This is a genomic window from Bacillus sp. FSL R5-0560, assembly GCF_037966305.1.
Lineage (GTDB): Bacteria > Bacillota > Bacilli > Bacillales > Bacillaceae > Bacillus > Bacillus mojavensis.
In genome coordinates, this window is the sequence record NZ_CP150195.1 from 3,220,178 (window position 1) to 3,244,931 (window position 24,754).

At 47.5% G+C, this 24,754-nt stretch carries 13 protein-coding genes; 3 read left to right on the forward strand and 10 right to left on the reverse strand.

Translation table 11 applies throughout. The features are described 5' to 3' along the window. Positions 1 to 15: 15 nt before the first annotated feature. The 5 genes from esaA to NST56_RS17055 form a co-directional block, all read right to left on the reverse strand. Positions 16 to 3,243: a type VII secretion protein EsaA gene (gene esaA, locus NST56_RS17035; protein WP_339177946.1), complete on the reverse strand. Its 3,228-nt coding sequence runs from the start codon at positions 3,241 to 3,243 to the stop codon at positions 16 to 18. Next, on the reverse strand, positions 3,240 to 7,727 hold the full coding sequence (essC, locus tag NST56_RS17040; protein WP_339177949.1) for a type VII secretion protein EssC: 4,488 nt from the start codon (positions 7,725 to 7,727) through the stop codon (positions 3,240 to 3,242). The genes esaA and essC overlap by 4 nt, the downstream gene beginning before the upstream one ends. 60 nt (positions 7,728 to 7,787) lie before the next feature. Further along, positions 7,788 to 9,143: a type VII secretion protein EssB gene (essB, locus tag NST56_RS17045; protein ID WP_326329810.1), complete on the reverse strand. Its 1,356-nt coding sequence runs from the start codon at positions 9,141 to 9,143 to the stop codon at positions 7,788 to 7,790. A gap of 14 nt (positions 9,144 to 9,157) precedes the next feature. After that, a complete protein-coding gene (gene yukD / locus NST56_RS17050; RefSeq protein ID WP_010331710.1) occupies positions 9,158 to 9,397 on the reverse strand; it encodes an ESX secretion system protein YukD in 240 nt (79 codons plus the stop codon). 69 nt (positions 9,398 to 9,466) lie between these two features. Continuing rightward, positions 9,467 to 9,760, reverse strand: a complete 294-nt coding sequence (locus tag NST56_RS17055; RefSeq protein WP_003220661.1) for a WXG100 family type VII secretion target — start codon at positions 9,758 to 9,760, stop codon at positions 9,467 to 9,469. Between the two features lie 498 nt (positions 9,761 to 10,258). On the opposite strand from NST56_RS17055, the gene NST56_RS17060 reads away from it, so the two are divergent. From NST56_RS17060 to NST56_RS17070, 3 genes are all read left to right on the forward strand, one after another. Further along, positions 10,259 to 11,482, forward strand: coding sequence for a PucR family transcriptional regulator (locus NST56_RS17060; protein ID WP_029441141.1), 1,224 nt, complete (start codon positions 10,259 to 10,261; stop codon positions 11,480 to 11,482). 101 nt (positions 11,483 to 11,583) lie between these two features. Then, a complete protein-coding gene (gene ald, locus NST56_RS17065; protein ID WP_339177954.1) occupies positions 11,584 to 12,720 on the forward strand; it encodes an alanine dehydrogenase in 1,137 nt (378 codons plus the stop codon). 113 nt (positions 12,721 to 12,833) lie between these two features. Continuing rightward, a complete protein-coding gene (locus NST56_RS17070; RefSeq protein ID WP_010331713.1) occupies positions 12,834 to 13,511 on the forward strand; it encodes a YukJ family protein in 678 nt (225 codons plus the stop codon). A gap of 52 nt (positions 13,512 to 13,563) precedes the next feature. Here the strand turns inward: NST56_RS17070 and NST56_RS17075 are convergent, their stop codons facing one another. The 5 genes from NST56_RS17075 to dhbC are packed head-to-tail and all read right to left on the reverse strand — an operon-like array spanning position 13,564 to position 24,750. Continuing rightward, complete coding sequence (locus NST56_RS17075; RefSeq protein ID WP_010331714.1) at positions 13,564 to 13,773, reverse strand: MbtH family protein; 210 nt, start codon at positions 13,771 to 13,773, stop codon at positions 13,564 to 13,566. A 13-nt stretch (positions 13,774 to 13,786) separates the two neighbouring features. After that, complete coding sequence (locus tag NST56_RS17080) at positions 13,787 to 20,926, reverse strand: amino acid adenylation domain-containing protein (RefSeq protein ID WP_339177956.1); 7,140 nt, start codon at positions 20,924 to 20,926, stop codon at positions 13,787 to 13,789. A gap of 18 nt (positions 20,927 to 20,944) precedes the next feature. Next, positions 20,945 to 21,880: an isochorismatase gene (locus NST56_RS17085; protein ID WP_339177958.1), complete on the reverse strand. Its 936-nt coding sequence runs from the start codon at positions 21,878 to 21,880 to the stop codon at positions 20,945 to 20,947. A 25-nt stretch (positions 21,881 to 21,905) separates the two neighbouring features. Continuing rightward, positions 21,906 to 23,525 carry a (2,3-dihydroxybenzoyl)adenylate synthase gene (locus NST56_RS17090; protein WP_339177961.1) on the reverse strand — a complete coding sequence of 540 codons (1,620 nt, stop codon included), beginning with the start codon at positions 23,523 to 23,525 and terminating at the stop codon, positions 21,906 to 21,908. 28 nt (positions 23,526 to 23,553) lie between these two features. Beyond that, positions 23,554 to 24,750 carry an isochorismate synthase DhbC gene (dhbC, locus tag NST56_RS17095; protein ID WP_326218272.1) on the reverse strand — a complete coding sequence of 399 codons (1,197 nt, stop codon included), beginning with the start codon at positions 24,748 to 24,750 and terminating at the stop codon, positions 23,554 to 23,556. Between the last annotated feature and the right edge of the window lie 4 nt (positions 24,751 to 24,754).

Genomic DNA, 24,754 nt, shown 5'->3' on the forward strand with positions numbered 1-24,754 from the left:
TTTTCCAAGCTGCGATTACGCTTCATACGTTTCATCGCTTTCCGCTGTTTTTTCTGCTATCAAGCGAATGACAAGCGGCATAGCCGCTGCAATCAACGTAATGATCAGCAGAACCGATATTCCCATTGTAAACAAATGCCCTGTTCCGTACTGGATGTCGATATATACCTTCGACACCGGATCTTCAAATGTGAAGTTCGGCATAATCAAGTCAATAAGCGGGGCAACATAGAATAAAATCATTGCCGCTGAAGCAACCCATCCAGGAATTGATCCGAATCGGAATGCCGCCCGAATAAAGGCAGAGCTTGCGACCAGCAATAATATCGTAAACACAGACCACTTAATCGTCTGATCGTCCGGCAGTGAATAAATATTTAAACCGAACAAGCTGATCATCAATCCGACAAGGATATTCAGAATTCCGAAAAGCGCTCCTTTGACGAGCAGCGGCGCATTCTGGTAATACGAGCTGAAATATCCGATTAACAGACTGCTGATCAAAATAATAACCAGGATGACAACCGGCGGCACCGTCTGAATTTTTTCTTCCGGAACCTGACCGCTGATTTTAAGCGGGTTTGCCAAGTAATCATATACATAGCCGTTGTTTTGGCCATCTACTAATGTATTGCCCAGAATGCCGTATACGTCACTGCGTACAAGCTTCGTGGAGGCAACATTTTTACCCCAGTTGTTATTTAATGTGTCAGCTTTCGTCTGTACATCATTTACGCTTTGCTGCATGTTGGTTGTGTAATCAATAATGCCTGACTGGCGTTCAGATAATGAGCCCATCACGTCTGACATTTGCAGCACTTCCTGGCCGACCGTATCTTGCACGCTCAGTGCCATTGTGCCTGACAGACCATCATTATTGAACGTTGCAGATTCCTGCGCCGCGCCGGTTACAAGCTGTTCTGACGCTTTAGACGCACTTTCAGAGATTTTCGTCAGTTCATCGAGAACACCGGCTTGAGAATCACGGATATAGCTGCCGTAGTTGTCTGCAAACTCGGTCATGCCATTGATGAAATTGTCGATGTCTTCATCGGTTTGCATCGTGTTGTTTTTGAGATCTTCCCAGCTTGCTGATTCTTCCGGTTTAATGGCTAGGACTGATTTGACGTTGCCCTGCTGGCCGTCAATGGCATAGTTTTTTGCAGTGCTGTCTATCGTTCCGGATAATACAGAGTCATACACAGATAAATATTTATAGTATCTCATTAAAGCGGAGATGCTTTCTGTGTTGATTTCCCCCGGGAATTGAAGCTGATCTTTATTCTCCAGCTCGCGAATCGCTCTGTAAATCCCTTCGAACTCCCTCTTCCGTTTCGCTTCAAGATTTTCAAGTTTACCTTCTAGCTTTTTTACTTGGTCTTTCAAGTCATCAATTTCATCATTAAGACCATCCATTTGCTCTTTTAGTTCTTCTAATTTCTTTTTCAGCTCTTCATTATGGGCAGTTTCTTTTTCTTTGAGCTCTTCTTCAATTTGCTTGATTCGCTCAGACGCTTTGCTGAGCTGTTCTTTTGCTTTTGCGATATCAGAAATGTCGTCATTTCCTGGTTGATCTTCATTTCCGGGCTCTGTTGTGTCTCCGTCGCTTCCGGTTCCGTCTTCATTTGCCAGCTGGATAAATTGAAGGGCTGAGTCAGATGAAGCAGTCTGTTCGGCAGATGTGCCCGTTTCGGTTTGTCCGCTGTCTGACTTACCATTGGAGGCATCTCCGTTCTGCTCCTGACCGTCTGTTCCCTGCTGCTGGTCTTGATCCTGAGTATTGCCGTCCGTTTGCCCGTCATTCCCGGTATCACTGCTGTTATCATCGTTTCCGGTGTCTCCCTGTGTATCATCGGGAATGGTGCTGCCTCCGTCATCTGGATGATCCGGCTTGTCAGTGGACGGCTCGTCTGTTCCCGGTTTTTCAGTTCCCGGGTCCTCCGGTGTCGGATCCTCTTTTTCAGGCTCCTTCAGATTGTCTGAAATATCTTGAATGTCAGCGGCAATGTTTTTCAATTCTTCACGCTGTTTTTCAAGATCGATTTTCAGTTCTTCAGGATTTTCTTCGTTCGGGTCTTTATCTTCATCATCTGAACCATCATCTCCATCAGGCTGCGGGTCAGCTTTCGCAACAGTGAGCGCCTCGCGCGCTTCAACAAGCAGTCCGTATACTTGGTTTAAAGCTGCCTGTCTTGAAGCGGTCTGGTATTGGTTAATTAAATCGCTTTGTATCTTCGCCATACCAAGTTCCTGCTGAGGCACTTGGCCTTCCCTGATTTGCTGGGCGGCTGCCAGAACTGTGCTGGTTTGTCCAAGCTGTGTTTTCACTTGGCTGATACCTGTTGACAGGCCGCTCATCTGCTCGCTGAACTGATTGGCCTTTTGCTGTGCTGAAATGGCATCCAATCCTGTCTGGATTTGCTGCTGAGTTGAATCCTGGGCTGCCAATAGCAGCTTCTTTTGATTTTCTTGATATTCTTTGTATCGTTCCACAGTATCAACGAAGTCTTTCAGGGTGTTTTTGGCTTCCTCCGCTGTCGAAGCTTTTTCTTTTGTCGTGCCTTGGGCTTCATTCATTGATTTCTTCAGCTCATCGATTAGGTCTTTCTGGCGTTTGATTTCACCTGCTAAATCGTTAGAGCTTGGTTTGTAGAAATTGTACATGACATTTTGGAATTCAGATTCTTTATTGACGATTTTGTCAAACTCTCCTCTGATATTGTCCACTTTTTGTGAGACAAAGTTCCAATATAAGGCCGACATTTTTTTGTTCATTGTTTTTTGGGCATCTTCAAGCTCACGCTGCACTTTTTCTTTGTTGACCGCATTCAGGTTATCTTGAATGCTGAACTCAAGCGTGGCTTTTTGAGGACGCTCTTTGTCGTAGCTCAAAATATTTTTTGAGAAATCTGAGGGAATGTAGACGATCGCATCGTATTTTTTCGATTTCAGGCCTGTTTCCGCTGCACTTCGGTTCACGACCGTCCAAGAATAATCAGGACGTTCCCCCAGAACGGCAGCTACTTCCTTACCGAACTGGGCGGATTGATCATCTTCATCGTCCGCTTTCACCTCATCACTCAATACGCCTGTGTCTTCATTCACCACTGCGATTTGCCGCGTGGAATTGGCTGCTTTTTTCGTCGGATCTTCCCCGATAAATCGGAAAAACAAAACCGGCAGCAGCAAAATAATGATGACGGCGGATATTAACTTGATTAAGTTTTTTCGTTGTTCTGTCATCTAGCACTCTCCCTTTCAGCAGAACATAAAGGAATTTGAACTTTTTGCTCCTTCCCGTTTTCCACAACATATCCGAAGCCCGGCTGAATCTCCGGCTCCTGTCTTTGGTACGGAAGAGGAATGACATTTTGTTCAGATTTTTTCATCAGCAGGATAGCGTGTCTGATTTGCTTCATCTCAGTCGTCAGGGAATCATAGCCTTTGGAGAACTCACTGTGATTGCCTGCCGGAATAAAGCTGAAGCCAAGATGCGCGTAAGATTTCATAAAGTTCGCCAAACGGTCTTGAATTCTCGTATCAATCGTCTGCTGGAATCTCGTAATTCCGTCAATCATTAGAACCACTTGAGAGAATCGCAAGCTTTGTGCGTCTCCCTGGCGAACGGCTTCTACATACATTGCTTCTCTTGTTTTAAAAATGTCTTCTGCTGTTTCAATCCACTGCTCAATATCATCTTTTGTTTCCAGATATGCGACATCTGTTTCTTTTGCATATTTGGATAAACCGCGGTCGATCGAGTCAAACAAACCGATCATTTCCGTTTCATCATCAAGCAGATGCTCGAGCATCACTTTTAAGACGTTTGTTTTTCCTCGCTGTGTCTGCCCTAATATCAGGCAATGCTTGTGCTTAGCCAAGTCAAAGTACACCGGGCTGACGGTTTCTTCATGAAGCCCGATCGGCACAGATAAAGGCTTGCGTTCCAGCTTGAAGCGGAGAGAAAACTCTCTCGTCGACAGGCTTTCCGGCAGCATCGGAATCGGAGCCGGCTGCTGAAGTGAAGCGTAGCGATCCTGAAGAACCTGCACTTCTGCTTTCAGCTCGTTGAACATGCCGATATCATCCTCTGCTTCAACAGGCAGGAACATTTGGGCGAAATAAAGCTCTTCTTTTTGAATGATCACGCGCCCCGGGATCGGCTCAAGGCTGAACTTCGGCCGTCCGTAAATGGAATATCCCTCGGATTGATCCATCAGGTAATGGACAACCTTTGTTTTCAGGTTGTTCAAGAGCGACTGGCGGACAGCATTTACGCGCGTCGCCGTCAGCATGAAGTAAATCCCCAAGCTTTGTCCGTCTCTGGAAAGCTGGACAAATTCCGATTCAAGCTCATGCATCTCATCCTTGACGATATCAAAGTTGTCGATTGTGATGAAAATGAATGGAAGCTCTTCTTCGCTCAGCGCATTGTACATTTTGATATGGCTGATTTCTTTTTCACGGAACAGACGTTTTCGGCGGTCAATTTCCTCTTTGATCCGGATCATGAACTTTTCAATTTTTCTCGACTGATCCATCAGGAAGTAATCCGCCGTGTGCGGCAGCTTCGCTAATGGCAGAAGCGTTCCGTTCCCGAAATCAAAGATATAGACATGAAGCTCTTCAGGCGTGTAGACGTCTGCAAAACTCATCAGGAATGTTGCCGCTGCAATCGATTTCCCATAGCCTGAGGAGCCGAAAATGCCGATATTTCCGTCTTCCATCATTTTATAAGCAATCGGTGCCTGTCTTTGCAGATCAGGTTCATCAACATAAGCAAAGTGGAAATGGTCCTTTTCTTCTGATGGGAAAAGGGTGCGCGGGATACGTTCCGCAAGCGGCGGCAGCCAAGGGCTCGGCAGCTTCTCAATTCCTATTTCCTCTTGAATGCGTTCGATTTCGTCAACCACTGCTTCGATTTCTGATTGAACTTCTTTTTTCGCCATTTCTTCGGTGTCGACCTCAGAAAGCGGGATCAGGCCGGTATCAGTGACAATTGCGATTTCATCCTCTGTTCCGTAAACTTCCTCTAAGTAAGGGGCCCCGCTCCAAGCGGATTGGAACAGCTCGTACACTTCATTGTTTCCGACCTGCAAATAACCGCGTCCGGTAACAGTGATGTTCGCGGCATCGCTGTTTTTCAAAATCTCTTTACTATCGGTGGCATCCTGAACTTTAAGCGCTACTTTAAAGCGCGAGTTACTCCAAATTTGGTCGTCGATGATACCGCCCGGCTTCTGTGTCGCCAAAATCAAATGTACACCGAGGCTTCGGCCGATACGTGCGGCACTGACAAGCTCTCTGATAAAATCAGGCTCTTCGCTTTTCAGCTCTGCAAACTCATCGGAAATTAAGAATAAGTGCGGCATTGCTACTTCTGCTTTCCCCTGCTTGTACAGCTTTGTATAATCATTGATGTGATTGACTTGATATTGATCAAACAGACGCTGCCTTTTTTTCAGCTCGCTTTTAATCGAAGCAAGCGCACGCATACTGAAGTTTTGGCTGCCTTCAATATTAGTGATCGTGCCGAGCAGGTGGGGAATATTGCGGAACGGCTGCGCCATTCCTCCGCCTTTATAGTCAATTAATAAGAAAGCCGCCTCATGCGGGTGAAAGTGCACCGCAAGTGACAAGATATAGGTCTGAAGAAATTCACTTTTCCCCGAACCTGTTGTTCCCGCGAGCAAACCGTGCGGCCCGTGGGCTTTTTCGTGAAGGTTCAAATGTACAATGTCATCCTTCCCTTTATAGCCGATCGGCACCGACAGCGATTTCGACGATTCACTCGTCAGCCATCTTTGCTGGATTCCGATTTCTTTTACTTCCTTCGCATGGAAAAGCTCTAGGAACGAGACCATTTCCGGAATGGAGTTCGTAATGCCCACCTGGTGGTTCAGCGTGCGAAGCGTGCGTGAAAACCGTTCGTTGTCCTCGCGCTGATGTTGATCGAGCCTGAACGGGATTCTTACTGCTTTTTTCTTTTGTATTAAAATGTCGCCTTCATTTTCGTTGATATAGCGGACAAGGGTCGTAATGTTTTCTGATAAACTTTCCTTTGTGTCCGCAGCGACAATGGTAGAGATGCCCAGATGCTCATGCTGTCCTTCCAGATATTCAAGAATGACGTGCTCTGAAATCAGCTGCTGATTTGTAATGACAAAAACAAAATGCGGTTTAAACTGCACTTTTTCTTTGTCCTCTTCCAAGTCACGCTCTCTTATCAATTCGTAAAGAGAAGACAGGAGCTGGTCACGGGTCTGTTCATTATAAATAAAACCTTTTGCATAAATATGGGGCATTTGAAATTGCGGAAGCCACTTCATCCACTCCCAGTCTTTATACTCTTCTTCATGAAAAATAAAAACGAAACGCAAATCGTGATAGCTGTTAAAGAACGACAGCTGGCCGATCAGCTGGTGAATCTCATTCTTAACAATCTGAGATTTCCCGACAAGGCCCATCGGCCCTTCCGCCAAATCCACCGTAACCGGCGCATTGCGGATGTCCTTATAGACACGCTGCATGTGCTGCGATTTCTCCATAAGGTCATCAATATCACGGTTCGCCAAGTCTCCGCCGCTCATATTGATTTCATAGCTTGCAGGAACTGTTCCGGTCCCGAGCCGAATCTGGAGATAATCCTTGCTTTCGAGTGATTTTTCCCAAATTCGGTCACTGATTTCACTTGTTAAGTATTTCATTTGTTCAAAAGAAGGAAAATGAAAGTCAAGAACCTGCTTTTGCTTTTCAGCAAGCGCCTGAAGCTCTTTTCTCTTATTATCTAAGTAAAGCTTATACACACGCTCCCGCTTTTCCTCGCGTTTTTTCCGCTGGTTTTTATCCCGGAAATATTGAACGGTCGAGGTAATAAGGGTCATCATAAACATCGCCAAAGAAACGAGTATAAATATGCCGCGCGGCTGGATGATGGCGACAACGCCCATCACAATCAGCATCACAAGCGGCGGCAGGATGACGAGCCACAGCCCTCTATTGGTTTGATCGCTCTCCTGAGAGGGAAAACTGAAGGACACACGGTCATCTGGCAGGTCGTACACCATCCGCGGCGTTCTTCTGTACTGCGGATATTTTTTCTGCATTTCTGTGCTTGGTTTGACCGTTTTGGTTAACACTGTTTCAAGCGGTGTGTAATGAACGATTTCTAAGAGGTCTTGTTCAGTTACTCTCATTAGCGTAAAATTCCAGAATATTTCATCTCCCGGTTTGAGCGGTGCAGCACTTATTACCTTCTCGCCGTTCAAGAACACATTCCCGCTTTCTGGGAGAATCGACCATTTCTTGCCGATATGCAGTAATGAAAATGTGCTTTGCTCCGCAAAAGCAAAATCATTCGCGTTCAAGTAGATATCTGCTTCTGTCTTTTCTGAGGAACATGTCATCTCGTCTCTGTTTCCTGTAAAATAAACGGATTTTTCAGGCTTGCCGGCAATTAAAAACAGACGGATATCCTGCTGGTCCGTTTGAAGAGAAAATGATGCATCAGTTTCAAGACTGCCTAGGCAATCATTTCCCAGGAAAACATCGTAATGGCTGCCGGATTCCTTCCTCTGAAGAGAAATTACTCCGTTCTCAAACGGAATGGTGCCGATGGTAATGGAATCCTTCACATCTGGCCCTATGGTCACCGGCTGGGACGCAGGGAGGTCAGACAGTTTTAGTTTTTGGACGTTTTGCTGGTAGAAAACCCATAATAGACTCAAATGGCGAACCCCCTAACGGCCGAAATACGGCGTGCGATGACCTGAACTTCATGTTTCACTTTATTTGTCATCTTTTTTCTCATCTTTCTTTTCTTTCTCTTTTTTCTCTTGTTCTTCTTTTTTCGCTTTTTCCTCGGCTGCGGCCTTTTCTTCTGCCGCTTTCTCTTCAGCTTGCTGCTTTTCTTTGTCTGATTGTTCTTCAGCGGCTTGGCTGGCTGTATCAGTTTCTGCCGTGTCTGTTATCGCTTCTTCTTTTTGTTCTTTCATTTGTTTGGTAATTTGATCGATCTCGCTTTGTACCGTATCCAGTTCTTTTTGCTTTTCATCATCTTTCATACTGTCATCTGCTAATATTTCAGCCTTATATCGAATCAGCCCCAGCCCTATGTACGGGTTATACTCCAGCTTTCTTCCGATACTAACGGCTTCTTTATTCTCGCCTCTCCCTATGTCTATCCAATAAAGAAAGTGCTGTGGGTCTGATTGGAGCGTGACCAAATTATTTTCAATTTGTTTCTTTTGAGTGTCGCCTAATTTTTCAACCTCAACATAAGACATTGCAAGCTGATACTGCACTGAATCAGGCAGGCTTTCCGCATCATATTTAGCCAGCGTGCTGATAACCTCACTGTACTGCTTGTTTAAGAAAGCACGGTTGCTTTCCACAATTGCCTGATGCTTCGGCTGCGCGAAAAATAAAGCGTACATCGAATAGATCAGAGCCGGCACAAGCAACACAATGAGTCCCAGGCCGATATATCTTTGGATGTTCCATTTCTTTTTCGGGATATGTATGTATGTTTTGGCTTTGGCTTCGAGCTCATCGATATGTGTCTGAATCAGCTCGAGCAGTTCATCATAGGACTTCGCATCCAATATCGCTTTTGTCTCCGGAGAGAATGTCAGCGTTTCATTGAATTTCAAGTAGTCCTCAAATGCAAAAGCGCCGTCAACTGCCAAAGCCGCTGCAGCTTTCAGTTCCTGCCAGACTCTCTCCTCATCATGCTCGTAAGGAGGAATGCTTTCTTTTACGCCGTAATGAAGAAAATATGGGGTCAGCCCTTTATCGAATACAATGTTTTCCGGGGCCACAATCAAATGCAGCCTTGATAACTTGTGCTGCTGTACAGCCTGAACAAGCTGATAGGCAAACTGCCATTTGCTTTTTTTATCTTTAGCTTTTATCAAGCGAAATTCTTTATAGGAGGGAGGAGGTTGGATTGTGATGATCACTTCGTCTTCCGTCACATCGATCTCTTTATGAAAGAATGGATTTACATCCTTGATCACGTTCGCTTCGAGACCGTCCAGAAGCTTTATTTTTTCCCGTTGAAAGGTAAATGTAAAGCCGTCTTCCGTTTTCTTAGCAGCAGCTTCTAATTGGTTTTCTAAATATGATGTTTGTTCACCTGACATTCAACCAGATCCTTTCATAATATTTCAAGCCGGTCTCCGCTTGTAATGCCGCAATCAGATAGCTTGCATTCTCCGGAAAACACCGTATCCTTATTGACCACTCTGATCCAGTGCCCTTCGCGCGGAGGTATGGAAACGCTTTGGGCCTGCCAAGCGATGTCAATGACTTTTTTCACCGGGTGGTAATCTGACAATCTGAGATCGAAGACACTTCCGTTATAATGTTTCAAATCTATCGTAATATCAATATACATGTTTATTCACCCTTACATAGAAAGAGCGCCGTCTTCTGGTGAATCAGGCGCTCCTTCCCTTTCATACTGTTATCCGCGGATTTGATTTGCGATGTCTTGGTCAGTAGACTCAAGAGTATTTGCTGTTTGATCAAGCTGCTGGTTAACATCTTGAAGCAAATCTGACATTTTGATAAATGAAGGTTTGAGCTGCTCGTATTGATCTGCGAACGCTTCGCTAGAAGCACCTTCCCACATGCTTTTTAAATCAGAGATCATTCGGTTTAAACGATCAACCTGATTTAATACTTCTTGGCTTTCAACGCCATATTGCTTCGCCATCGCTCTTAGCTCTTCGGGTGTGACACGAATTAATCCTGCCATATTCCTCATTACCTCCTGTGCCATCAGCCTAAATATGGGCTAATTCACTTATTTTTAGAACGTAATTATTATAAAAACAGTTTTTCGGTACAGTCAAACAAATATGTTTTAATTTTACAAAATGAGTCCAATGGTTTACCTCTCGCCTCTTAAAAATTACATATTTTGTTAAACAAATAGGTTTATTTTCTCAATCCACGTCGCCTTCTTGGAATAATCCAAAAGACCCAAATGATTCTCTAACTCCCAAAAAAAACCTTTCAGAAAATTTGATGCTACAGCACCATCTCTGAAAAGGTTCAGTTTTTCTGAAACACTCATCACAGAACATGTATCTCATTATATTTAAAAAGTGTTTTTTGGCTTTGTACACTTCTATTAAACTGTATTCTTTGTTGTTGATTTTCACAAACAAGAACAATCATAATAAAAGCAAGACGATTTGATGTCAAAGAGAACAAAGAATACAAGGATGGAAAAGTAGGGATAATGATGACCATGCCAAAGGATCCGTTTAAATACAGTTTTGACAGACTGGAAGATGTGGCTGATCATATCAGTGAAGTGCTGCAATGTCCGATCACCATTGAAGATGTGAACCACAAACTGCTAGCCTACAGCACCCACAGCGATTGCACTGACCCTGCCCGGACGTCTACGATCATTGGCAGAAGAGTGCCGGAGAAGGTTATTAATAAATTGTGGAAAGACGGGACGATTCCCGCGCTGCTAAAAACAGACCAGCCGATCAGAGTGAAGGAAATTGACGAAGTCGGACTAAGCAACCGCGTCGCGATTTCGATTTGGAAGAACAACCAAGTGCTGGGGTTTATTTGGGCGCTTGAAATTCAAAAAACATTGTCGGATGATGATCTGCTGACATTAAAAATGGCGGCTAATGCAGTAAGAAATAAGCTGCTTAAGCTCCAAATCAGAAAAACGAAAAATGAGGAACGCAGCCAAGAGTTTTTCTGGAAAATGCTGACTGGACACATCTATCAAGAACAGGACATGACGGATGGGTTTAACAAGCTTGGAATGGTCGTTCCCTCTGAATTTTCCGTGATGATCATCCGGGTAAACGGCGAGCTGACCGAAAAAACAGAACAGCAGCTTCATTATCTGCAGGAAACGACCCAGCAGGTTCATGCTCTGCTGACGACCGTTGATTCCAATGAACTTATCATTTTAACCGCGCCAAAAACGGATCGTCCTTTTCAAGATTTAAAACAGTTCGCTTTCAGCACGCAAAGACAGCTGAGGGAACGTTATAAAATAGAAGATGCTTCTATTGCATTTGGCGGAATATACAACTCGATTTCGTTTGTCTGCCGCTCATATCAGGAAGCACTGTCCGTATTGAAAGCAAAGGAACGGTTTGCTGAAGAAACCAAGCATCTCTTCAGTTTTTCAGAATTAGGCATTTATCAATACTTGGACGTGTTAGATGAGAAACGGAAGCAAACGGGATATTTCAACTACTCCCTTTCAAAACTCGAGCAGTACGACCGGGATCACCAGTCCAATATGGTCGAAACGCTCGAACGTTTTATTGAAGCCGACAGCAATGTGAATACCGCCTCTAAGGTCTTGAATATTCACGTTAATACATTGAATTACCGGCTGAAGCGAATCAGCCAGATCGCTGAGATCGATTTAAAAAATGTGAATCAAAAGTTTACTATATATTTGGATATCAAACTTCGAAACATGGGTTTGTGAAATTTCACAAACCCATGTTTTTTTATTTTCTGTTTCAAACAAAGAATTTTCCAAAAAATCAAGCTACACTAAACATATCACATATACGGGAGGAAATAGATATGATCATTGGGGTTCCTAAAGAGATAAAAAACAATGAAAACCGTGTCGCTTTGACGCCTGGGGGCGTTTCTCAGCTCGTTTCAAACGGTCACCGCGTGCTGGTTGAATCAGGCGCAGGCCTTGGAAGCGGCTTTGAAAATGAAGCTTATGAGTCAGCAGGAGCGGAAATCATTGCTGATCCGAAACAGGTCTGGGACGCTGAAATGGTCATGAAGGTCAAAGAACCGCTTCCGGAAGAATATGCATACTTCCGAAAAGGGCTTGTACTGTTTACTTACCTCCACTTAGCGGCTGAACCGGAGCTTGCACAGGCACTGAAGAATAAAGGCGTCACAGCGATCGCGTATGAAACGGTAAGTGAGGGACGGGCATTGCCTCTGCTTACACCGATGTCCGAGGTTGCAGGCAGAATGGCAGCGCAGATCGGAGCCCAGTTCCTAGAGAAACCTAAAGGCGGAAAAGGAATCCTCCTTGCCGGAGTGCCTGGCGTTGCCCGAGGAAAAGTAACCATTATCGGTGGGGGCGTAGTCGGAACCAATGCGGCAAAAATGGCTGTCGGCCTCGGTGCAGATGTGACGATCATCGACTTAAACGCGGATCGCTTGCGTCAGCTTGATGATATATTCGGCCATCAAATTAAAACGTTAATTTCTAACCCTGTCAATATCGCCGATTCGGTAGCCGAAACGGACCTTCTCATTTGCGCCGTGTTAATCCCTGGTGCTAAAGCGCCGACGCTTGTCACAGAGGAAATGGTGAAACAAATGAAACCTGGTTCAGTGATTGTGGATGTTGCAATTGACCAAGGCGGCATCGTCGAAACTGTCGACCACATTACGACACACGATCAGCCGACATATGAAAAACACGGCGTCGTTCACTATGCTGTTGCGAACATGCCGGGCGCTGTGCCTCGCACTTCAACAATTGCGTTAACGAACGTTACGGTTCCATATGCACTGCAAATCGCAAACAAAGGGGCAGCAAAAGCACTTGAAGACAATGCGGCACTAAGAGCGGGATTAAACACAGCAAACGGCCACGTGACCTATGAGGCTGTTGCCAAAGATTTAGGATACGAATATGTCCCTGCCGAGAAAGCCTTACAGGATGAATCATCTGTGGCCGGCGCTTAATTCATATTGAGCTTGCAGAAAAATTTCTGCAAGCTTTTTTTATCTTTTAAAAAGGAAAAAGGAAATGACGTCTCGAATTAAAACGAAGAACTTGATCATAAAGGGGGATTCATATGGCTGTTCAGCAATATGGCGTGTTAAAAGGCGTTGTCTTAGATATGAAGCGGGAAACAGATGATGACAGTCCTCATTTCCAAGTCAAGATGCTCGGTGAAGAGAATACGTATTACAGGTGCGCCATCAATGTCATGTCCAGTTCCGAGGAATCTGAAGTATTGTATTTGGCAGACGATCAGTTTGATTCGAGCTCCATTACCATCCTTCCGAACATGCCGTATGGATATACGAAGATCAATGACGAAAACCGTGAAGTAGCACTGGATTATGTGCGGGGCAATCTTTTTGATTCACGGGAAATGAAGCCTTTGCCTCATGAAATCACGGGGCCTGATAATGATTTAAATGACTTTATTGAAACGTATATGAAGAAAGCGAAAGAAGAGAAAGCGCCGGTTTATATATTCGGGTCAAAATTTGGACCTGAACAGGCGGCAGATAAAATATTCGGCTTTACCCCGACAAACGGTATGCACAACATCCACATGAATCAAGGCAATGCGCTGGATACCCGCTGGAAAAAAGACAACGGCTCTTGGCATGACGGAGGCATTCTGATTCAATTTGCCGATCAGTGGGCCGCTGTGTTTTTAGCGTTTTTATCCCAGTCATGGTGTACGGATGAAAACGGGAACCCTGTCAGAGATTGCGATCATACCCAAACGTCTGCGTAAGATAGAAAAAGAGACTGCCTGCTGCAGTCTCTTTTTTTTACCGTCAATGCATTTAGACATTTTCGACAGGCTTTAAGCTGTTCGGCCTCATATCGCTCCAATGCGATTGGATGTAGTCCAGACAAGCCTCACGCCCTTTTTGTTCATGAACGACTGTCCAGCCGCTCGGCACATCGATAAAGCCGGGCCACAAGGAATATTGGCCCTCTTCATTGATGAGAACAAGGTATACGCCATCCGCATTTTCAAAAGGATTTGCCATTGCTTTTCCTCCTTCATTGATTCATTTCTTCCAATTTAGCTGCCAGAACCCGGCCAATGACTGCGAGCGGTTCCGGCTGACAGAGATCTTTATGGCGGCAGTCAATGTCGATTTGTTCAATTTGTCCATCAATATAAGGCTTCCACGAATCAGGTTCAATCGGGTCAAACCATTCAGGAATGATAGTTGATCTGAAAAACAGAACATTTCCGCGGAAGGTTTTCGGCTTATATGAGCCTAAAATGCCGACAGAATTAACGTACGTATTCTTTAGGTTTAAAATGACCGATTCATCCAGGCTCGCAAGCGCGCTGCCATCTCGCCGCAGAATCTCAATAGCTGTTTCAAAATCAAGCGGCTTGTCTCCTAAGCTGTCTGGGTCATACCCGCCTAACGCGAGAAGGGCAATAAGCGCTTCTTCATCATCCGGTGCCTCTTTTATAGGAAGGAAGTGGTTTGGATAGGCGTCCAGCATAACCAATAGAGAAACGTCTTCCCCTTGCTTTTGCAGCTGTGTTGCCATTGCTTGAACGACATTTCCGCCTAAGGACCAGCCAAGCAAATGGTACGGCCCTTTCGGCTGGATCGTCCGAATCTGTTCTATATAGTCGGCAGCCATGTCATCGAGCGTTTTCGGAAGCGCCTCCTGCTGTCCAATTCCCCGCGCTTGCAGTCCATAGATGGGGTAATCCGTTCCTAATGATGTCATCAATCCTGCATAACACCAGCTAAGTCCCCCCGCCGGATGTACGCAAAACAACGGAAGCCGGTCTCCGCTTGTTCGGAGCGGCAGCAAAACATCAAGAGCGCTTTGGCTTGAACCCATCTCCAGTCTTTCGGCAAGCCCTGCCACAGTCGGCGCTTCAAATAGATTGCCAATGCTGAGTTCAACCCCGAGTGCTTCACGTATGCGGCTCATCAGCTGAACTGCGAGCAGGGAATGTCCGCCCAAATCGAAGAAACGGTCATCAATACCGACACGCGGCAAATGAAGCACTTCCATAAACAAGTCACAAAGGATTTCTTCCTGCGGGGTTCTCGGCCCGCGACCTGTCACCGCAGCAGCAAAATCTGGAGCAGGCAGCGCTTTACGGTCAAGCTTTCCATTCGGCGTCAGCGGCAATTCTTTCATCGTCATAAAGGCTGAAGGCACCATGTAATCCGGCAGTCTCTCGGCAGCATACCTCCGCAGTTCCGCCGTATCAAACGTTTCTTCCGAGGAAGGTATGACATAAGCTGCCAACCGTTTATCTCCCGGCTGATCCTCACGAACGATCACTGCCGCATCTTCCAGCTGTGGATGCTGAACAAGCGCGGCTTCAATTTCTCCCAGTTCAATTCGGAAGCCCCGAATTTTCACTTGATGATCGGCACGGCCGACATAATCGAGAGAGCCGTCAGCACGCCTGCGGGCTACATCTCCCGTGCGGTACATCCGTGTGCCCGGTGGTCCGAATGGGTCAGCGATGAAGCGTTCCGCCGTTAAACCGGGCCGTCCTAAATAGCCTCGGGCCAATCCGGCTCCTGACACATACAGTTCTCCAGCCACACCCGGCGGAACGGGCTGTAAACGCTCATCCAGCACATACACGCCTAGATCGGGAATTCCGCAGCCGATCAGGCTGTTTGCTCTTATAGCTGCAATATTCCGGTCTAATTCGATATAGCTGACATGCACTGTTGTTTCAGTAATACCATACATATTGATCAGTTTTGGCATCTGTTCAGGATGGCGATGATACCAATCCTCTAAACGGCTGAGTTCAAGCGCTTCTCCGCCAAAAACAACATATCGAAGGCTGAGCGCCTGTCCGAGATCAGGCTGCTCCCTTTCCGCCTGCATAAACTGATAGAACGCTGATGGTGTCTGGTTCAAAATGGTCACACCCTCTTTTACCAGCAGACGCAGAAACGCTTCCGGAGATCTGCTGATGTCATGAGGCACGATAACAAGCCGTCCGCCGTGCAGCAAAGGTCCCCAAATCTCCCAAACAGAGAAGTCAAACGCGTAGGAATGGAACATTGTCCACACATCGTCTGAACCGAAACGGAACCAGTGATCGGTCGCTCCAAACAACCTCGTCACATTTTGGTGAGGAATCATGACGCCTTTTGGAACGCCTGTTGAACCGGATGTATAAATAACATAAGCCGTGTTGAAAGGTGACAGCGGGCGAATCCTGTCCGAATGATCAGGATTCAAAGGACTATATGTTTTTAGTTTCTCGCATAATTTCGGATCATCCAGTACAATTTTCGGCACATTTTCTGCAGGCGGGATTTGATTTTCCACCTGTGAGCTCGTGATGATAATCGCAGGCCGGGCATCGTTCAGCATAAAAGCGATTCGGTCGGCCGGATAGTCCGGATCAAGCGGCAGGTATGCAGCTCCCGCTTTCAGTACCGCTAACAGTCCAACAGTCATATCCAAAGAGCGAGGCAATGCTAATGCCACAAATTGCTCCGATCCGACGCCTTTGCTAATCAGCAGCCGGGCAAGCCGGTTCGCCCTCTCATTCAGCTCCGTATAGCTCATCGCCTTATCTTTATACACGACAGCAATGGAATCAGGGCTCAACGCAGCTTGTTTCTCAAACAGCTCCGGGAGACACGCTTGCGGAATCTTTTCAGAAACACTTTGCCAATCCGTCGCCGTGATGCTGCGCTCCTCTGGTGCTAGAATATCCAGGCTTCCGATTTTCTGGTCAGGAGCAGCCTCGGCAGCCTCAAGCAGCCGCAGAAGGCGATCAGCAAGAGCTTGAACAGTTTCACGTTTAAAAAGATCGGTGCTGTACTCAAGCAATCCTTCCAGTCCATTTGGTGTCCCGTCATCAAGACGGCTTTCCCTGATTTCTAACGTTACATCAAATTTGGCAGATCCTACGCTATGAATGTGCAGGCTGCTTTCTGTACCAGGCAGGTTCAGTTCTGCGTCAGGCGTATTCTGGAACGCGAGCATGACTTGGAATAATGGATGCGTCGCCCGGGACCGAACAGGATTGAGCACCTCTACAAGTCTCTCAAACGGCAGATCCTGATTTTCATAGGCTGCCAGATTCACTTCCCGCACTCTGTCCAGAAGCTCACGGAAACTCGGATCACCAGAGGTGTCTGTTCTGAGCACCAATGTATTGATAAACAGTCCCACAAGATCACCAAGCGCATCGTCATTCCGCCCCGCGATCGGGCTTCCAATCGGAATATCCGTTCCAGCTCCGAGCCTCGTCAGCAAGGCGGCAAGCCCTGATTGAAGCACCATAAACAGACTTACTTTATTGGCACGCGCCAGCTCCAGCAAGCGGCGGTGAAGCTCTGAGTCTATACGGAAATGGATTGTATCTCCCTGATGACTCGGCTCAGCCGGACGTGAATAATCAGTTGGCAGTTCGAGCTGATCGGGCAGGTCTTCCAGTCTCTCTTTCCAGAAAGCTAGCTGACCGGCAATCAAACTGTCTGGATCATGCTCGCTTCCGAGCAGACTTTGCTGCCAGAGCGCATAATCCGCATACTGCACAGCAAGCGGTGTCCATTCGGGGGCTCTCCCGTGACAACGGGCGGTATAAGCAGCAGCCAGATCACGAGTCAGAGGGGTCAATGACCATCCGTCTCCGACAATATGGTGCACGAGCAGCAGGAGCACGTACTCATCGGGACCGATAACAAAGAGCTCGGCACGGAAAGCAGGCTCAGCTGCAAGGTCAAAGCTGTAGCGAGCAGCAGCGGCAAGCCTCTTAGAAAGCTCCTCCTTCTTTATTTCTGTAACATATAAATCAGGACGGGCTTGATCGGCGTCTAAAATATGCTGATAAGATGTCCCCTGTGATTCAGGGAAGATGGTCCGAAGGCTTTCATGGCGGCTGATGAGATCATACAGTGCCGCTTGCAGCGCTTCTTGGTTCAGTTCACCTGAAAGACGGACGGCAACCGGGATATTATAAGTAGGACTTGGCCCTTCCAGACAATGGAGGAACCATAGCCGGCGCTGTGCAAAAGAAAGCGGAATGTTCTCGGGACGTTCAGCTCTTTGCAAAGCGGGACGGACACTCTGCGCCTGGTCAAGATGTGCAGCAAGTCCGGCAACTGTCGGTTCGTCAAAGAGCTTGGCGATGCCCAGCTCAGCTCCCATCGTCTCACGAATTCGGCTCATCAAACGGGCGGCAAGGAGAGAATGGCCGCCCAGCTCGAAGAAACTGTCATCAATACCTACGCGTGCAAGACCTAGAACCTCTGCAAACAGATCACACAGTATCTCTTCTTGAGGCGTTCGAGGTCCCCGGTCAGTGACAGATGCGCTAAAATCGGGTGCCGGCAATGCCTTCCGGTCTAGCTTTCCATTAGGTGTTAATGGCAGTTCATCGATCTCCACAAATGCCGCAGGCACCATATAATCAGGCAGACTGGCACCAACATAACGGCGAAGCTCAGCAATATCTAGAGCTGAAGAAACAACCAGATACGCCACTAATCGTCTATCTCCCGGCTGATCCTCTCGAACGACAACCGCAGCCTGTTCAATTTGCGGATGTTTAGCAAGCACGGCATCAATTTCTCCAAGCTCAATGCGGAAACCGCGAATCTTGATTTGATGATCGGCCCGCCCAATGTAATCCAGAGACCCATCCGCACGCCAGCGGGCCTGATCTCCGGTCCGGTACATCCGTGTGCCCGGCGGTCCGTACGGATCAGCAACAAAGCGCTCCGCCGTTAAATCAGGGCGTCCTAAATATCCGCGGGCCAAGCCGGTTCCGGCAATATAGAGCTCCCCAACAATGCCTGGCGGAACGGGCTGCAAACTATTATCGAGCACATATACCTGTGTATTCCAAATCGGCTTTCCGATCGGAGGCACACCCTGCACACCTTTTTCGAGAAAAGCTGCCGCCGACCAAATGGTTGTTTCAGTAGGGCCGTATAAATTAGTTACTGGACAATCAAGTGCCTGCAAGGCCTGCAAAAGTCCGCTCGGCAGGGCCTCTCCCCCGACAAGCACCCTGAGCTCCCGAAGTTTCTCAGGTTCGTTTGTGACCAACGCATGCCACAGGGTCGGCGTGGCCTGCATAATCGTTATATCAAAATATTCAATCATTTTAGCTAATGCCTGCGGCTCGCGGATTGTTTCTTTTTGAGCAACAACAATACTCGCTCCGCTGATAAGCGGGAGGAACAATTCCAAAGCAGAAATATCAAAAGCGACGGTCGTCACAGCCAGCAGCCTGTCTTGTTCATTGAGAGAAAATGTCTCCTGCATAGACAGCAGAAAATTACTTAAACTTTTCAGCGTGACAACAACACCCTTTGGCCTTCCTGTTGATCCTGATGTATAGATGATATACGCCGGATGAACAAGAGATACATGTACATTTGGATTGTCGGCAGAATAACGCTTCACAATTTCTTTTGTCACAGGCTGATCCAGCACAAGCTGCGGTGCCGTTATATCATCAGGCAAAGTGGCTGCAATTTCCTCAGTCGTTATCATGCATGATGGCTTCGCATCCTTCAGCATGTATGAAATTCTGTCGGCTGGAAACTCCGGATCAAGCGGAAGATAAGCAGCGCCAGTCTTTAGTACGGCAAGCATTGCAGCTACCATCTCGGAAGACCGCGGCAGAGCCAAGGCGACAAACTGCTCCGGGCCAAGACCTTTTTCTATCAAAAGATGCGCAAGGCGGTTTGCTTGTTCATTCAGCTCTTGATAGCTTAATTGAATGTGATCGCAAATCAGGGCGATACGTTCAGGCGAACGTTTTGCCTGCTCCTCAAACATATCCGGAAGGCTGAGCAGCTGCTCGGGTTTTGCTGTCTCATTCCATTCGCTTATGACCCGTGCTTTTTCTGCCGGCAAAAGAAATTCCATTTGCCCAATCAGCATGTCCTCACCGGCTGATGCCGTTTGTAAAAGCTGTAATATCCGCTGCTGATGCACCTTTATTTCTGACTCGCTGTACACTTCAGGATTGGCATCCACATCAATTCGCAGCCCGCTTCCGTCTGTTCTGTCATAGACATTTATCGACAAATCATCAACAGGACCGGCTGAAAGATTGTGCGTGGTCCCACGGGCTCCGGCAAAGTCGAGACCGTAATCAAAAGGCATCAAATTAATTTGCGGGCCAAATAATCTATGATTTTCTCCTATTAGTTTCAGATCCCGCCGCAGTTCCTCATGGCGGTATTTATGATGCTGCCGGATACTGCGGATTTCCCGGGAAATCTGCAGCACAAGCTCCGAAAAGCTCATCGAAGGACTCACAGACAGCCTCAGCGGGAGAAGATTCATCACCATAGCCGGAACATTCAAGGATGCCGATCCCATCCGTCCCATCATGGGCAGTCCGAGCACAACATCCTCAGAGCCGGTCATGCGGTGTACATAAGCAGCTGATACCGCAATCACGACTTCATGCCAGCTTCCGGCATAATAGCGCGCCGCTTCTTTCAATGCGTTTACATCTGATGGCGGCAAATAAACAGTCTGGCGCAGAAAGCTTTTTGAGGTTCTCGGCGCCCGTTCTGCCAAACTGACAACTTCAGGCCTGTCCGCAAAACGATTCAGCCAGAATTGACGATCCTCTTCATATGTATCAGACGAGCGGTACTCTGCGTCATCCGCCAAAATATCCTGCAAAGAGCCGAAGGAACGATCATCAGCGGACCGCCCTCCTGCAAGTGCAGTATAGGCCTGTGCAACCCGCTGGGCGATCAGAGAAAATCCAAAGCCGTCGATCGCAATATGGTGAATGCGCTGATACCAAAAGAAACGCTGAGGCCCGGCTTTAAACAAAGCTTCGCGGAACAACGGGTCATGCTGTAAATCGACCGGCTTTGCCAAGTCAGCTTTCATCCAGTTTAAAGCGGTCTTTTCCGGATTAGGTTCAGAGCTGACGTCAATGACATGGAGCTGTACATCCGGTGATGGATTCATCATCTGCCAAGGCCCGTCCATATCTTCACCAAAGCGGACATGAAGTGATTCCGCTTCTTTTATGACGTGCCGTAAGGCTTTTTCAAAAAGAGAAATATCGATTGGGCCGTTGATTTCTATATATTCGGCTGTATTGTAGATTGGATTGTCCGGATCAAGCTGCTGAGCAAACCAAATACCGCTTTGCGCTCCGGTTAAAGAATATTGAAGATCTTTTGTATCAGGCATCCGTCTTTTTACCTCCTTTTATAAATAGTCCGCGTTTGGCAACACTCTCTCAATGCGGATTGAAAGCAATTTCTGCCATTCTTCTATCGTCGGCCGTTCAGCCAGTTCGACGAATGTCACCTCGGCTCCTTCACGGCGCCATTGTTCCACTAATGTCATGATCCTTACAGAATCAAGTCCCCTATTCAGTAAGTCCTCATTATCTGCAATGTCATCAGGAGATTCTTGGAGAAGCTCAGCAATTTGTGTGCGGATACTCTCGCAGGTAAATCTATCTTTTTCAGCTTTTTCTGATGGCTTCTGAGCCGCAGAAGGCGTATGTTTCAGCTGATCAAGCAAGCTGTCGGTCATCACCGTAAACGCACAGCGCCCAGCCGCATAATTAAGCGCCATTTTATGCTTGTCCTCAGAAAAATCCGCAACTGCATCAGCAACAAAAAATGCTTCGATGTCTTCCATAAACGCTTCACATGCTGTAACGAGACAGCCAATATGAGCATAAATCCCAGAGATGATCAGCTGATCACGCCCCTGTTCACGCATGATCTCAAGCAGATTCGTTCTCTTAAATGCGCTGTATCTCCATTTTGTCAATACGAGATCATCGTCTTCCGGCGCAAGCTCGGCCACAATTTTTTCCTCGTAAGGACCGCTGCTTAATCCAGGTCCCCAAAAATCAGTCAGCAATGCCCGGTCCTCCGGGTTTTGACTGCCGGGCTGCGCTGTGTAGACAACAGGTATCCCGAGTTGAACACATTGGTCCTTCAGTTTGCGTATATTTGCTGAAAGCTCTATTACCGGAGACGCTCCAGCTGTAAACGCGTCGACAAAATAGTTCTGCATATCGTGTATTAAGAAGACTGCCCGATTTGGATCAGGCACCCATGATACTTTGTTTGTTGGCATATCAGACGCTGTCGGCATTTGATACGGCTGAATGGCAGGAATAGCCATTTGAACACTCCCTTTCAAATCGTTTCTATTTTTTTGAACCTGCAAGAAGTTTTTCGGCGATCGTTTCGCGAAGCGCCTTTTTGCTTACCTTTCCTACCCCTGTCTGCGGGAAGGACTCAACAAATTCGATCCGGTCTGGAATTTTATATGCTGCAAGCCCGCGTTCTCTTAGAAAAGCTTTGAGCTCTGCGGCTTTCGGTGCTTGATCCCGGGGAATAATGAAAACACATGATCTTTCACCAAGAAATTGGTCTGGCATTGAGACCATTGCCGCATCATGCACAGCCGGATGCGCCAGAAGATGATTTTCAACCTCTTCAGCCGCCACTTTTTCCCCGCCGCGGTTGATTTGATCCTTTGCCCGTCCTTCCACGACAACATAACCGTCGGATGTCAGTCTCACTAGATCGCCAGTGCGGTAAAACCCGTCCTCGGTAAACGAAGCCGCATTGTGCTCATCAGCCTTATAGTATCCCCGGATCGTATACGGTCCCCGTGTCAGCAGGTGCCCCGTTTCACCAGGTTTCACGTCACGATCCTGATCATCCCACACACGTATTTCATCGTAAGAAGACATCGGCTTACCTTGGGTATTGACAATAACTTCCTCGGGGTCATCAAGCCTTGTATAATTAACGAGCCCTTCTGCCATTCCGAAGACCTGCTGCAAGGTGCAGCCGAATACAGATTTCACTTTGCGCGCGGCTTCAGCGCTGAATTTCGCGCCGCCTACCTGCAGCACTTGAAGGCTTGATAAATCGTCATCTCGTGAGGCAGCAGCGTCCATCCATACCATTGCAAGCGGCGGGACAAGAGCTGTGATTGTCACCTGTTCCCGTTCAATCAAAGGGAACGAGTCGTCCGGACTCGGAGAAGGAGATAAAACCACTTTTCCTCCAGCGTATAATACGCCTAGCACCCCGGGTGAGCTCAGCGGGTAATTGTGCGCCATCGGCAATGCGGCCAAGTACACAGTGCTGTGATCAAGCCAGCAAACCTCCGCGCTCATCCGCAGGCTGTATATGTAATCATCGTGGGTTCGCGGTATCAGTTTCGATAAGCCGGTGCTTCCGCCAGAAAGCTGTAGGAACGCCACATCCGAAGATTTTACTTCAGGCAGCTCGCCAGGTTCTGTATGCAGTGCCTCAAGCGGCTGGAATTCCTCCGCCTCACCTGCGACAATGACGTGTTTCAAGGACGGCAGCTTGCTTCGAACCTGTCTGGCAAGTGTACGGTAGTCAAATCCCGAATGGGAATCGGGGATAATATAAGCCTCCGCTTCAGCAAACTCGCAAAAATATGTAATCTCACTGCTTCGATGAGAAGGCAGTGCAAAGACCGGGAGCGCTCCCAGCCGAAAAAGTGCAAAGATGACTTCAAAAAACTCCGCGATATTCGGCAGCTGCACGACTACACGATCCATTGGTTTAATACCGAGCTTTTGCAATCCGGCTGCCAGACGGTCAGCCCTTGTGTCAAGCTCTTGATAGCTCCAATGGGTGTCCCCGCATGTAATCGCGATTCGATCGCCATGTTTGGCAGCCCGGTCTCTTAACATGTCTCCAAAAGTCTCACCGGCCCAGCAACCGTTCTCCCGGTACTTTTCCGCAAACTCCTTAGGCCACGGCGTAAATCCATTCAGCATGCTGTTTCCCTCCTGCAATTATTTCTGATCATATGTGATTGACACCCATTGCGCGAAGCATCGTCCGAAACTTTGCGGATGTCTCCTGAAGCTCGTCCTCTGCTTTTGATCCAGCTACAACACCGGCCCCTGCAAAAAGACGAAGTGAACGTTCTTCAGCCTCTGCACAGCGAATCGTAACGATCCATTCGCCATCGCCTGCATCGTCACACCAGCCTACCATGCCGGTGAAGAAACCGCGGTCAAAAGGTTCAATTTCCCGGATGGCTTCTCTTGCAAGGTCAGTCGGTGTACCGCAGACTGCCGGCGTAGGATGAAGCGCGGCGGCTAGCTCCAGCGAGGTTACAGTCGGGTCAGAAAGCTCTCCTTTAATGACACTGGACAAATGCCACATCGTCTCCGTTTGGATCAGCGAAGGCTTTTCCGGAACGTCCAGCGTCCGGCAAAAAGGCCGCAGCCCGGCGGCAACCGCATCAGCCACAACAGCATGCTCATGAAGATCCTTTGCGGAAGAAAGCAATTCATCGGCCCGGCGCTTGTCCTCAACAGGATCATCACTGCGAGGTCTAGATCCCGCTAACGGATTGGATACCACCTGAGTTCCCATTCTTGAAACGAGAAGCTCGGGACTTGCTCCGAGTAATGTCCGATGGGAAGATGAGTCATCTGGGCCTGATACCTCGGCTGCAAAAGTATAACCGTGTGTATTATGCCGCGCCAGATGGTGAAGCAGTTCACCCGTTTGTATCGCTTCAGGTGATGTCAGATGCAGCGATCTGGACAGGACGATTTTGCTGAGTGTGCCGTCAGCAATGCTTGCCAATCCTTGTTCTACACCTTTTTTATAGTCCTCCGGTGCAGGAACAGGCTGTATGTGATATGTATGTTCCGGCTGCTGTTCAATCTTGGCATCACCGAATTGAAGCGGTCCCGACCACCGTACCTCCTCCGGAACGACGAGCCGGGGCGGTTTTAAATAATCAAATGGAACAGCTCCCACAACAACCGGACGGCTTTGCCCCAATTGCTTTGCTTTGTTTAGCGCCTCAGCAATGCGGCCGGGTAAGGTTTCTAATTGGTTTTGTCCGTCTGCATCCGGCACGGCTTCACTTATTCCTTTTCCAAGCAGCACACGATGAGGGGAAGCCAAGAAAAAAGCGCCCGGCTGATACTCATGAAGCAAATGCTCCGCCTTCGTTTCAGATATAACGTTTTGTTCCAACATCTTC

Bases quoted from the DNA above. Each gene is read 5' to 3' on its own strand.
- esaA (WP_339177946.1), bottom strand. From the start codon at position 3,243: ATGACAGAACAACGAAAAAACTTAATCAAGTTAATATCCGCCGTCATC.
- essB (WP_326329810.1), bottom strand. From the start codon at position 9,143: ATGTCAGGTGAACAAACATCATATTTAGAAAACCAATTAGAAGCTGCT.
- yukD (WP_010331710.1), bottom strand. From the start codon at position 9,397: ATGTATATTGATATTACGATAGATTTGAAACATTATAACGGAAGTGTC.
- NST56_RS17055 (WP_003220661.1), bottom strand. From the start codon at position 9,760: ATGGCAGGATTAATTCGTGTCACACCCGAAGAGCTAAGAGCGATGGCG.
- NST56_RS17060 (WP_029441141.1), top strand. From the start codon at position 10,259: ATGCCAAAGGATCCGTTTAAATACAGTTTTGACAGACTGGAAGATGTG.
- ald (WP_339177954.1), top strand. From the start codon at position 11,584: ATGATCATTGGGGTTCCTAAAGAGATAAAAAACAATGAAAACCGTGTC.
- NST56_RS17070 (WP_010331713.1), top strand. From the start codon at position 12,834: ATGGCTGTTCAGCAATATGGCGTGTTAAAAGGCGTTGTCTTAGATATG.
- NST56_RS17075 (WP_010331714.1), bottom strand. From the start codon at position 13,773: ATGGCAAATCCTTTTGAAAATGCGGATGGCGTATACCTTGTTCTCATC.
- NST56_RS17080 (WP_339177956.1), bottom strand. From the start codon at position 20,926: ATGCCTGATACAAAAGATCTTCAATATTCTTTAACCGGAGCGCAAAGC.
- NST56_RS17085 (WP_339177958.1), bottom strand. From the start codon at position 21,880: ATGGCTATTCCTGCCATTCAGCCGTATCAAATGCCGACAGCGTCTGAT.
- NST56_RS17090 (WP_339177961.1), bottom strand. From the start codon at position 23,525: ATGCTGAATGGATTTACGCCGTGGCCTAAGGAGTTTGCGGAAAAGTAC.
- dhbC (WP_326218272.1), bottom strand. From the start codon at position 24,750: ATGTTGGAACAAAACGTTATATCTGAAACGAAGGCGGAGCATTTGCTT.